General features: G+C 58.5%; 11 protein-coding genes. 6 read left to right on the top strand and 5 right to left on the bottom strand.

Annotated features, from left to right (window positions below):
* Positions 1 to 1,788 (bottom strand): aspartate--tRNA ligase, encoded by a 1,788-nt coding sequence (gene aspS / locus VZP09_RS12015; protein WP_328795166.1) that lies wholly within the window; start codon positions 1,786 to 1,788, stop codon positions 1 to 3.
* A gap of 267 nt (positions 1,789 to 2,055) precedes the next feature.
* On the opposite strand from aspS, the gene VZP09_RS12020 reads away from it, so the two are divergent.
* From VZP09_RS12020 to cmoB, 5 genes are all read left to right on the top strand, one after another.
* Positions 2,056 to 2,622 carry a hydrolase gene (locus VZP09_RS12020; RefSeq protein WP_004145564.1) on the top strand — a complete coding sequence of 189 codons (567 nt, stop codon included), beginning with the start codon at positions 2,056 to 2,058 and terminating at the stop codon, positions 2,620 to 2,622.
* The gene (locus VZP09_RS12025; RefSeq protein ID WP_328795167.1) at positions 2,619 to 3,437 is read left to right on the top strand and encodes a DUF72 domain-containing protein; all 819 of its coding nucleotides are present in this window, start codon (positions 2,619 to 2,621) and stop codon (positions 3,435 to 3,437) included. Before VZP09_RS12020 ends, VZP09_RS12025 begins: the two co-directional genes overlap by 4 nt.
* A 52-nt stretch (positions 3,438 to 3,489) precedes the next feature.
* Positions 3,490 to 3,885, top strand: a complete 396-nt coding sequence (locus VZP09_RS12030) for an MAPEG family protein (protein WP_002911484.1) — start codon at positions 3,490 to 3,492, stop codon at positions 3,883 to 3,885.
* 39 nt (positions 3,886 to 3,924) lie between these two features.
* The gene (gene cmoA, locus VZP09_RS12035) at positions 3,925 to 4,668 is read left to right on the top strand and encodes a carboxy-S-adenosyl-L-methionine synthase CmoA (RefSeq protein ID WP_002911486.1); all 744 of its coding nucleotides are present in this window, start codon (positions 3,925 to 3,927) and stop codon (positions 4,666 to 4,668) included.
* Positions 4,665 to 5,669, top strand: coding sequence for a tRNA 5-methoxyuridine(34)/uridine 5-oxyacetic acid(34) synthase CmoB (gene cmoB / locus VZP09_RS12040; RefSeq protein WP_004151451.1), 1,005 nt, complete (start codon positions 4,665 to 4,667; stop codon positions 5,667 to 5,669). Before cmoA ends, cmoB begins: the two co-directional genes overlap by 4 nt.
* 81 nt (positions 5,670 to 5,750) lie before the next feature.
* Here cmoB and cutC read toward each other — a convergent pair whose 3' ends face one another.
* Positions 5,751 to 6,494: a copper homeostasis protein CutC gene (gene cutC, locus VZP09_RS12045; protein ID WP_032411874.1), complete on the bottom strand. Its 744-nt coding sequence runs from the start codon at positions 6,492 to 6,494 to the stop codon at positions 5,751 to 5,753.
* A gap of 76 nt (positions 6,495 to 6,570) precedes the next feature.
* Positions 6,571 to 7,140: a VOC family protein gene (locus VZP09_RS12050; RefSeq protein WP_002911491.1), complete on the bottom strand. Its 570-nt coding sequence runs from the start codon at positions 7,138 to 7,140 to the stop codon at positions 6,571 to 6,573.
* Between the two features lie 235 nt (positions 7,141 to 7,375).
* Between VZP09_RS12050 and argS the strand changes: the two genes are divergently transcribed.
* Positions 7,376 to 9,109, top strand: a complete 1,734-nt coding sequence (gene argS, locus VZP09_RS12055) for an arginine--tRNA ligase (protein ID WP_004151452.1) — start codon at positions 7,376 to 7,378, stop codon at positions 9,107 to 9,109.
* Between the two features lie 61 nt (positions 9,110 to 9,170).
* On the opposite strand, the gene bglB is transcribed toward argS, so the two are convergent.
* Positions 9,171 to 10,310 carry a beta-galactosidase BglB gene (bglB, locus tag VZP09_RS12060; protein ID WP_002911497.1) on the bottom strand — a complete coding sequence of 380 codons (1,140 nt, stop codon included), beginning with the start codon at positions 10,308 to 10,310 and terminating at the stop codon, positions 9,171 to 9,173.
* A gap of 4 nt (positions 10,311 to 10,314) precedes the next feature.
* The gene (locus VZP09_RS12065) at positions 10,315 to 11,898 is read right to left on the bottom strand and encodes an MFS transporter (protein WP_328795168.1); all 1,584 of its coding nucleotides are present in this window, start codon (positions 11,896 to 11,898) and stop codon (positions 10,315 to 10,317) included.
* Between the last annotated feature and the right edge of the window lie 17 nt (positions 11,899 to 11,915).

Raw genomic sequence — 11,915 nt, forward strand, 5'->3', positions numbered from 1 at the left:
TTACTTGTTCTCCAGAGACGCTTTTGCCTCTTTCTCCACAACCTGAATACCCAGTTCACCGAGCGCCGNAGGATTGGCGAAGCTTGGCGCTTCGGTCATCAGGCAGGCGGCCGCGGTGGTTTTCGGGAAAGCGATAACGTCGCGGATGTTATCGGTACCGGTCAGCAGCATGGTCAGACGGTCAAGACCGAAGGCCAGACCCGCATGCGGCGGCGTACCGTACTTCAGCGCATCCAGCAGGAAGCCGAATTTCTCACGCTGTTCCTGTTCGTTAATGCCCAGAATACCAAATACGGTCTGCTGCATCTCGCCGCGGTGGATTCGCACCGAACCGCCGCCGACTTCATAACCGTTAATAACCATATCGTAGGCGTTGGCTACAGCCTCTTCCGGCGCGGCTTTCAGCTCATCCGCGGTCATATCTTTCGGCGAGGTGAACGGATGGTGCATCGCCGTCAGGCCGCCTTCGCCGTCGTCTTCGAACATCGGGAAGTCGATCACCCACAGCGGCGCCCATTTGCTCTCGTCAGTCAGACTCAGGTCTTTACCCAGCTTCAGACGCAGCGCGCCCAGCGCGTCGGCCACTACTTTCTTGTTGTCGGCGCCGAAGAAGATCATGTCTCCATCCTGCGCGCCGGTGCGGTCAAGGATCGCTTCCACGATTTCAGCGGTCAGGAATTTGGCCACCGGGCTGTTGATCCCGTCCATGCCTTTGGCACGCTCGGTCACTTTAATATAGGCCAGCCCTTTCGCGCCGTAGATCTTCACAAAGTTGCCGTATTCGTCAATCAGCTTGCGGGTCAGAGAGGCCCCGCCCGGGACGCGCAGGGCCGCCACGCGCCCTTTCGGATCGTTGGCCGGGCCGGCAAAGACCGCGAATTCCACAGACTTCAGCAGGTCGGCGACGTCCACCAGCTCCATCGGGTTACGCAGATCCGGTTTATCGGAGCCATAGCGACGTTCGGCTTCGGCGAAGGTCATGATCGGGAACTCGCCCAGGTCGACGCCTTTCACTTCCAGCCACAGCTGACGCACCATCGCCTCCATGATCTCACGCACCTGCGGCGCGGTCATAAAGGAGGTTTCCACGTCGATCTGGGTGAATTCAGGCTGACGGTCGGCACGCAGGTCTTCATCGCGGAAACATTTAACGATCTGATAATAGCGATCGAAGCCGGACATCATCAGCAGCTGTTTGAACAGCTGCGGCGACTGCGGCAGCGCGTAGAATTTGCCTTTGTGCACGCGGGAAGGCACGAGGTAATCGCGGGCGCCTTCCGGGGTGGCTTTAGTCAGCATCGGGGTTTCGATGTCGAGGAAGCCATGGTCGTCCATAAAGCGGCGCACAAAGCTGGTAATTTTCGCGCGGGTTTTCAGGCGCTGCGCCATCTCCGGACGACGCAGGTCGAGGTAGCGGTATTTCAGACGCGCTTCTTCGGTGTTGACGTGATTGGAGTCCAGCGGCAGCGATTCTGAGCGGTTAATGATTGTCAGATCGGAAGCCAGCACTTCGATAGCGCCGGTGGCCATGTCCGCGTTGATGTTTTTCTCTTCACGCGCGCGAACGGTGCCAGTGACCTGAATGCAGAACTCATTACGCAGTTCAGAGGCTAACTTCAACGCATCCGCACGATCCGGATCGAAAAACACCTGAACGATGCCTTCGCGGTCGCGCATATCGATAAAAATGAGGCTACCGAGATCGCGACGGCGGTTGACCCAACCACACAGAGTCACCTGCTGCCCAACGTGGGACTGTCGAAGCTGTCCGCAATATTCTGTACGCATGAGATATCCCTTAACTTAGCCGTCGGCGGATTGTCGTCTGCCCTGCAGGCGACGAGGTCGCAGCTTTAGCTGATGTCACAACTGAATGAAAAAAGGCGGCTATTATACTGGAAATTCTGTCGTTCGATAAGTCCGACGCACGATGTACGCTGCTTTGCTGCGCGCTTAACATCCACACTCANATAAATTAACAAAATTTGTTACTCTTTTGCTGAAGCCGCAAAGGTATTGTAGCCGCCTGACAACAGATGAAGATACGGGGATACCATGTTAGAACTCAATGCAAAAAACACGGCGCTGGTGGTAATCGATCTGCAGGAAGGCATTCTGCCTTTCGCCGGCGGCCCGCATCGGGCTGACGAGGTGGTGGCGCGCGCCGCTCGCCTGGCAGACAAGTGCCGGCAACAGGGTTCGCCGGTCATCATGGTCCGCGTGGGCTGGTCGGCCGATTTCGCCGAAGCGCTGAAACAGCCTGTCGACGCTCAGGCCGGGGCGCATACGCTGCCCGAAAACTGGTGGACCTACCCGGCCACGCTGGGTAAGCAGGAGAGCGATATCGAAGTGACCAAACGCCAGTGGGGCGCGTTCTATGGCACCGACCTTGAGCTTCAGCTGCGCCGCCGCGGGATCGACACCATTATTCTCTGCGGCATCTCCACCAACATCGGCGTCGAATCCACCGCCCGCAATGCCTGGGAGCTGGGTTTTAACCTGGTCATCGCCGAAGATGCCTGCAGCGCCGCCTCCGCCGAGCAGCATCAGGGCAGTATGACGCATATTTTCCCGCGCATCGGCCGGGTGCGCAGTACCGAGGAGATCCTCACGGCGCTATGATTTATATTGGGCTTCCCCAGTGGTCGCACCCGAAATGGGTGCGCCTTGGCATCACCAGCCTTGAAGAGTACGCCCGCCACTTTAACTGCGTGGAGGGCAACACCACCCTGTATGCGCTACCAAAGCCGGAGATTGTCGCCCGCTGGTACGAACAGACCCACGATGACTTCCGCTTCTGCTTCAAATTCCCGGCCACCATCTCGCACCAGGCCGCCCTGCGCCATTGCGACGAGTTAAGCAGCGAATTTTTTGCCCGCCTGGCGCCGCTGGCCTCGCGCATCGGCCAGTACTGGCTGCAGCTGCCGGCGACGTTCGGTCCTCGCGATCTCCCCGCGCTATGGCATTTTCTCGACGGACTGCCGAAGGATTTCACCTACGGCGTCGAAGTTCGTCATCCCGAGTTTTTCGCCAAAGGGGAAGCGGAACAGCAGCTCAACCGCGGGCTGCACGAGCGTAACGTCAACCGCGTGATCCTCGACAGCCGCCCGGTCCATAGCGCTGCGGCCACCAGTCCGGCGATGATCGATGCCCAACAAAAGAAACCGAAGGTGCCGGTACATGCGGTGATGACCGCCCGACAGCCAATGGTGCGCTTTATCGGCGGTGACGATATGGCCCATAACCGGGAACTGTTTCGCGTCTGGCTTCAGACCCTGGCGAAGTGGCATCAGTCGGGGACCCCGTGGTTGTTCCTGCATACTCCGGACATTGCCTTCGCCCCGGCGCTGNTGGATACCCTGTGGGGTGACCTGCGCGCTGCCCTGCCGGCGGCAGGAAATGCGCCGTCGATTCCGCAGCAATCTTCTCTTTTCTGATATCCTGCTATCATATCCGGAGCCATCTGCCAGAGTTAAAGGGAGTTTTCGTATGGTCAGCGCGCTGTATGCCGTTTTAGGTGCGTTATTGTTAGTGAAGTTCTCATTTGACGTGGTGCGTCTGCGCACCCAATACCATGTAGGCTACGGTGACGGCGGCTTTAGCGAGCTGCAGGTTGCCATCCGCGTTCACGGCAATGCCGTCGAATATGTGCCGATTGGCCTCATTTTGCTGTTATTTATGGAGATGAACGGCGCTCAGACCTGGATGGTGCACGTTTGCGGCATTTTATTGATTGTCGGGCGACTGATGCACTCCTGGGGTTTTCATCACCGCGTCTACTACTGGCGCCGCTCCGGCATGAGCGCCACCTGGTGCGCGTTGTTGCTAATGGTGCTGGCCAATCTCTGGTATATGCCCTGGGAGTTGGTTTTCTCCCTCCGTTAGCGCACAATACGCCGTTTTCGTTTTTTCGGGTTTAACGTTATGTCTCACCGCGATACGCTTTTTTCCGCGCCGATTGCCAGCCTCGGCGACTGGACCTTTGATGAACGGGTTGCTGAAGTCTTCCCCGATATGATCCAGCGTTCTGTGCCCGGCTACTCCAATATCATCTCGATGATCGGCATGCTGGCCGAGCGCTTCGTTCAGCCCAACACTCAGGTTTACGATCTTGGCTGTTCGCTGGGCGCCGCCACCCTCTCCGTGCGCCGCAATATTAGCCATCCGGGCTGTCGCATTATCGCTATCGATAACTCTCCCGCGATGGTGGAGCGCTGCCGTCGCCATATTGACGCTTATAAAGCGCCGACGCCGGTCGAAGTGATTGAAGGGGATATCCGCGACGTGACCATTGAAAACGCCTCGCTGGTGATCCTGAACTTTACTATTCAGTTCCTTGAGCCGGGCGATCGCCAGGCGATCCTCAACAAAGTCTATCAGGGGCTGAATCCGGGCGGCGCGCTGGTGCTCTCGGAAAAATTCAGCTTCGAAGACGCCCACGTTGGCGAACTGTTGTTCAATATGCATCATGACTTTAAGCGCGCCAACGGCTACAGCGAACTGGAGATCAGCCAGAAACGCAGCATGCTGGAAAATGTGATGCTGACGGACTCCGTCGAAACCCATAAAGCCCGCCTGCGTCAGGCTGGGTTTGAACATGCCGAACTGTGGTTCCAGTGCTTTAACTTTGGCTCGCTGGTGGCTGTTAAAGCCGGGGAGCAGGCATGATCGACTTCAGTAACTTCTATCAGCTGATCGCCAAAAGCCCGCTGTCTCACTGGCTGGAGACGCTGCCTGCCCAGGTAGCCGCCTGGCAGCGCGATGCCCTGCACGGCAAGTTTCGTGAATGGGAGCGCGCCGTAGAATTTCTGCCGGAGTTAACGCCCTGGCGTCTGGATCTTCTGCACAGCGTCACCGCCGAGAGCGAAACGCCGCTCAGCGAAGGCCATCAGCGGCGGATCGAAAATCTGCTTAAAAACCTGATGCCGTGGCGCAAAGGCCCTTATTCGCTGTACGGCATCAATATCGATACCGAATGGCGATCCGACTGGAAATGGGAGCGCGTTCTGCCGCACCTGTCCGATCTCACTGGCCGGACTATCCTCGACGTGGGCTGCGGCAGCGGCTATCACATGTGGCGGATGATCGGCGCCGGCGCACATCTGGCGGTCGGTATCGATCCCACCCAGCTGTTCCTGTGCCAGTTTGAAGCGGTGCGTAAGCTGCTCGGTAACGACCAGCGGGCGCATTTGCTGCCGCTGGGCATCGAGCAGCTGCCGGCGCTGGAGGCCTTCGACACCGTGTTCTCGATGGGGGTGCTCTACCACCGCCGCTCGCCGCTGGACCATCTGTGGCAGCTGAAAGATCAGCTGGCGCCAGGGGGCGAGCTGGTGCTGGAGACGCTGGTGGTTGAAGGAGATGAAAATACGGTGCTGGTACCGGGCGACCGCTATGCGCAAATGCGCAACGTCTATTTTATCCCCTCGGCGGCGGCCCTGAAAATGTGGCTGGAGAAGTGCGGGTTTATTGACGTGCGCATCGTCGACGCCTGCGTCACCTCGACAGAGGAGCAGCGACGCACCGAATGGATGACGACCGAATCGCTGGCCGATTTCCTCGACCCACAGGATCAGCGCAAAACGGTGGAAGGCTATCCGGCGCCATTACGAGCTGTGATCATTGCCACCAAACCGGAAACCCAGCAGTCGCTGGCGAAAAAAGCGAGATAAAAAAAGGCCCCTGTTTAATGGGCAGGGGCCTGGTACGGGCAATCATCATATTGGGCGACATGATGTGCAGCAAAAAACCGTTTAACTTCTCCAGGCGGAGATAATCCTTTTCATCTCCGCCACCGCTGCGCCATTCACGGCGTAGCGTCTGTATTCATCGGCATCGGGATCGGCTGACATCGAAACGCCCGGATGACGAAAGCGCATTTCCGACGGCAACCAGTGGCCAGCCGAGCTATGGACCTCTTTCACCCCCGCCTGCAGAAACAGCGACAGGTTCGCGGCGCGGACTCCCGCACCGGCCATAATGATTGGAGTATCCCCTGCGGCAATAAGTTCCGTAATTAATGAAATACCTTTCTCCGCCGAGGATTGCTGACCGGAAGTCAGGATACGTTTGACCCCCAGCTCACCCAGCGTTTTCCAGGCCTGACGCGGGTCAGCGCACAGATCGAACGCGCGATGAAAGGTCACCGCCAGCGGCCCCGCCGCGGCCATTATTTTTTTCATCCGCGGGATATCGACCTGGCCATCAGCATCCAGCACGCCGGTCACCAGCCCGGGAAAGCCCAGATCCCGCACCATGCGAATATCGTTAAGCATCGCGGCGAACTCTTCCTCGGTGTAGCAGAAATCGCCGCCGCGCGGGCGAACGATCGGATGCACCGGGAGAGTAATCGCCTCGCGGGCCGAGACCAGCACCCCATAAGAGGGGGTTAATCCCCCTTCCTGCGGCGCGGCGCAGAGCTCAATACGATCGGCGCCGCAGCGCTCAGCCTCCCGGGCGCACGCCATGCTGTAGCAACACACTTCCAGTACCGCCATTCCTCTCTCCCTGATCCAGACAACCTTTGCAGCATGTCACAATTTCACGCGGCAGACGCCGCGCGGCTTCACACTGTTACGTATCGGCTTGCTCGCTGGCGACGATTTGTTCAATAGACCACGGATGAAATTTGACCGTCACGCTGCCGTCGGTCACCGCCAGGGTAGGATTCGGCAGGCGCTCATGCTCCCCTTTCGGCGAGCTGGTTTTGACCACGATCCCCGGCTGGCTGAGTCCGTCATCGGCCAGCAGCGCCAGCGCGCGGGCATTTAAGGTTGCCGGATCGCCGGGCAGGACGATTTCGATATGCTCCCAGCCTTCATGGGGATAACGCTTTTCACCCGGCCACGGCAGCTCAACGATATGGAAGCGCCAGTGCGCCACGCAGACCGGCTCCGCCAGTTTGAACAGGCAAATGGGCCGGCCGTTGATCATATTCTCCGACAGCAGGGTGCCGCACTGCTCCAGACCGCGGCGCCAGCGTTCCGCAGTGGTATTCTGATGACAGCGCAGGGAGATATGGTCGGCGTCGAGCCCGGCGATCTCCAGTCCCAGTCGCGCAGTGAAGCGCTGAAGCGCATCGGAAAATCGCGGGAGATCCGCCGTAATATCGGCCAGTTGTTCATTTTGCTGCCAGTTTGCCATGGGTTTGCTCGTCAATAATGCTCGTCAGTAATGAAAAGGTAATTTACCGTGTTTCGGCCTGCGGACCAACCGCCGCCCCGCTGATGGGCAACTGACCGGCGATGGATTGCGCACGCCGGCGCGCCGCGCGCAATGCTGACGGACGGGGACAAATGCAGTATACTCCCGCCCTAATTTGTCCACATTATGGCGCCGCCTCCCTCGGGGGCAGGCGCATTACACGTAAGGTATTCCGGTGAATATTCAGGCTCTTCTCTCAGAAAAAGTCAGCCAGGCCCTGATCGCGGCAGGCGCGCCTGCCGATTGCGAACCCCAGGTCCGCCAGTCAGCAAAAGTTCAGTTCGGCGACTATCAGGCCAACGGCGTGATGGCTGTCGCCAAAAAGCTGGGTATGGCGCCGCGACAACTTGCAGAGCAGGTACTGTCTCATCTTGACCTCAACGGCATTGCCAACAAGGTTGAAATCGCCGGGCCGGGCTTTATCAATATTTTCCTCGACCCCGCGTTTCTGGCGGACAACGTCAACCGCGCGCTGCAGTCTGAGCGCCTGGGCGTCACGAAACCGCAGGCGCAGACTATCGTCGTCGACTACTCGGCACCCAACGTAGCGAAAGAGATGCACGTCGGCCATCTGCGTTCGACCATCATTGGCGATGCTTCAGTCCGTACCCTGGAGTTCCTGGGTCATAAGGTGATCCGCGCCAACCACGTCGGCGACTGGGGCACCCAGTTCGGGATGCTGATCGCGTATCTGGAAAAACAGCAGCAGGAAAACGCCGGCGAGATGGCCCTGGCCGACCTCGAAGGTTTCTATCGCGAAGCGAAAAAGCACTATGACGAAGACGAAGCCTTCGCCGAGCGCGCGCGCAGCTACGTGGTTAAGCTGCAGGGCGGTGATGAGTATTTCCTACAGATGTGGCGTAAGCTGGTCGACATCACCATGTCGCAAAACCAGATCACCTACGATCGCCTGAATGTGACCCTGACCCGCGATGACGTGATGGGTGAGAGCCTGTACAACCCGATGCTGCCGGGGATCGTCGCCGATCTGAAAGCCAAAGGGCTGGCGGTTGAGAGCGAAGGCGCTACCGTGGTCTTCCTTGATGAGTACAAAAACAAGGAAGGCGAACCGATGGGCGTCATCATCCAGAAAAAGGATGGCGGCTATCTCTATACCACCACCGATATCGCCTGTGCGAAGTATCGCTATGAAACGCTGCACGCCGACCGCGTGCTCTACTACATCGACTCTCGTCAGCACCAGCACCTGATGCAGGCGTGGACCATCGTGCGCAAGGCAGGCTACGTGCCGGACTCCGTGCCGCTGGAGCACCATATGTTCGGTATGATGCTTGGGAAAGACGGCAAGCCGTTTAAAACCCGCGCCGGCGGTACCGTGAAGCTGGCGGATCTGCTGGACGAAGCGCTGGAGCGCGCCCGTCGCCTGGTGGCCGAGAAGAACCCGGATATGTCGGCTGACGAGCTGGAAAATCTGGCGAAAGTGGTGGGTATCGGCGCGGTTAAATATGCCGACCTGTCGAAAAACCGCACCACCGACTACGTCTTCGACTGGGATAATATGCTGGCGTTCGAAGGCAACACCGCGCCGTATATGCAGTATGCCTATACCCGCGTGCTCTCCGTGTTCCGCAAAGCCGGCATCGACGAAAACGCGATGATCGACGCGCCGGTGGTCATCGCCGAAGATCGCGAAGCTCAGCTGGCCGCGCGCCTGCTGCAGTTTGAAGAGACCCTCTCCGTGGTCGCTCGCGAAGGGACGCCGCACGTGATGTGCGCCTACCTCTACGATCTGGCGGGCCTGTTCTCCGGCTTCTACGAGCACTGCCCGATCCTCAGCGCGGAAAGCGAAGAGACCCGCAACAGCCGTCTGAAGCTGGCGCTGCTCACGGCGAAAACCCTCAAGCTGGGTCTCGATACCCTCGGTATCGAAACCGTCGAGCGTATGTAACAAGCAACCCGGCGAAAGCCGGGTTAGTTTTATTCGGCGCCTCGCCAGCGGGGCGCCCTGCTCAGAAGTACTTGCGTAGATACTCCGTCAGACAAAGGATCGCCATCGCCTGACCGTAGGGCATCGAGGTAAGCGGGATCTGGCGATAAAAGTCGAGGTCTGACCCCATCCCGGTGCCAAATGAGGTCTGCAGCAGCTCCCCCTGCGGCGAAATATTCTGCACAATCCCGCGAATCGCTTTTTCAGCCACCCCGGCGTAGTGCTGCCCGACGTAACGCTTGCGCACCGCTTTGAGAATCCCGTAGGCAAAGCCGGCGGTCGCCGAGGCCTCAAGATAAGAGTGCGGGTCGTCCAGCAAGGTATGCCACAGGCCGCTGTCGTCCTGGCATTCTGCTAAGGCGGCAATCTGTGCGTCGAGGACTGTAATCAGATAGCGCCGTACCGCATTCCCCTCGGGGAGATCCACCAGTTCCAGAAAATCCGGGATCACCATGGTGAGCCAGCTGTTGCCCCGCGCCCAACGCGCCCGGGCAAAGTTATGCCGCCCCTCATAGTTCCAGCCGTGAAACCACAGCCCGGTCTCCCGGTCCATCAGGTTCTGCACATGGAGCAGGAACTGGTAGGTTGCCTCCTCCACATACTGGGGGCGGTTAAGCAGCTTGCCAATTTTGGCTAACGGCAACACGGTCATCATCAGCGTGTCATCCCACATTTGCTGATGGTTCTCCTCCGCCAGAGTCATGTGCTGCATACCGCCCTGCTCGGTGCGCGGCATCTCGTGCATCGCCCACTCCGCCCAGCTCTCCAGCCACGGCAGATACGCCATACGGCCGGTCTCTTCAAAGCGGTAAGCCAGGGTCAGAAACGGGGCCATAGTATTGACGTTTTTGGTCGTTGCTCCCTCGGCGAAGCGGTCGGCAAACCAGCGATCGATGATATCACGCATCTCGATATCGCCGGTTTGCTGGTAATACTGATAGATGCCGTACAGCCCAACGCCGTGGGTCCACTCCCATCCGGCCCAGCCTTTGGTATCGATCACGCGCCCGTCATCCAGGCGTAGTAAAAATTGCCCGCTCTCATCCTTAATATTCACCAGGTTTTGCGTCACGTTGCGGATCAGCGCCTGCAGTTCGCTGCGGGCGATAAAACGCTCAGGCTGACGCAGTAATGGGCTATGTTTGACCGGCCAAACTTTCATGTTGTTAACCTCGGGTATATGTCGAATTCAAAGCGCCGCCCTTAATGAGCGCCGGGGCAGCAGGTTTATGACGATTCAGATAGCCAATATTGTTATTGCCCCACAGACAGTCGTAAGGCATCCCCGCCAGCAGCTCGACCACCGCACGGTGTTCCGCACTGGTTTGTTCCGACTGAGCGTAGCCGAGCTCGCGCATTCTGAGGGTCTCGCTGCGCAGGACGCTGTGGGTGTGCAGGTTGAGCTTGAAGCGCAGCGAGACGAGGAAGCCGCAGGCTAACACCACCAGAGTGCCGACGCTGAGGATCAGCAGAATGGTATGGCTGACCCCTTCAGGCTGTATTTTTTGCCCGGAAACAAACCCCGACAACTGCATAATGATCCCCACCAGCATCACCGCCCTCGCCTGCGAGGCTTTGCGGGTCAGGGTCATGATGCCGGCAAAAATCCCCTCCCGGCGCTGGCCGGTGATCGCTTCGTCGACGTCGGCAATATAGGTGTAGGTATTCCACGGTACGTAATTTATCCCGCCGCGTCCCAGTCCGGCGACAGCAGAGATGAGCAGCAATAAGGAATAGACGTCGCTCAGTCCGGCGTAATAGAGCAGCGCGTAGGAGAGTGAGCTCAGGCCAAACAGGACCACCACCATGCGGTACGACGGCGCGGGGCCAAAACGAATGCACAGCGGGATCATGGCGATTACTGCAATAAACTGGAAGATGGCCATCGTCCCCAGCAGGTTCGAGGCGACGGCGGCTTCCTGCATCAGAACAAAGACCACGTAATAGGTAAACACGGCATTGAAGACGTCCTGGGCGATATAGCCCCCCAGATACATGCCGAGGTGCTGGCGGAAAATTTTTATCCGCAGCGTAGAACTCAGCTCAATCACCAGGCGATTGAGGCTCTGAGCAAGGGTTAAGTTTTGTTTTTCCGCTTCCGCCCGCAGGGCCGCTTCCGACCACGCCTCCCGCGGTCGTTCCCAGGTGAAACACCAGACCAGAGTCAGCATCACCGCGCACAGCACCGAGAACACCAGACTGGCATAGAAGAACGAGCTGGCATTATCTTTGCCGAGCCAGGAGAGAAGGATCCCCGGCAGGAAGGAGGCTAAAATCGCCGACATCTGCGCCATCGAAATGCGCGCGCCGGAGAATTTGGTTTTCTGTTTAAAGTCATCGGTCATCTCCGGCACCAGCGTCTCATAGGGCACCAAAATCATGGTATAGACCATATCAAACAGCAGATAGGTCGCCAGGTAGTACCAGAAGCCCATCTCGCCGACCCACATCGCTGAATAGCTGAATACGCAGGGGATGCCGAGCAGAATAAAGAATTTTCTGCGGCCGAAGCGCTTACCAAGCCAGGTGGTGCCAAAGTTATCGGTGAGAAAGCCCATCAGCGGGCTTACCACCGCGTCCAGCACGCGGGCGGCAGCAAAAATAAGCGTGGCCTCAATCGGGGTCAGTCCGCAAAAGGTCGTGTAAAAGTAGAGCAGCCATGCGGCGGTTAACGCCGTCGTGCCGGCGCCGAGAAAATCGCCCGCGCCGTAGGCCAGATAGTTAGCCAGTCCAATTTTTCGTGTTTTCATCGCCGTGATCCTGTGTC

This window comes from Klebsiella sp. EMBS2024, assembly GCF_036233805.1.
Lineage (GTDB): Bacteria > Pseudomonadota > Gammaproteobacteria > Enterobacterales > Enterobacteriaceae > Klebsiella > Klebsiella pneumoniae.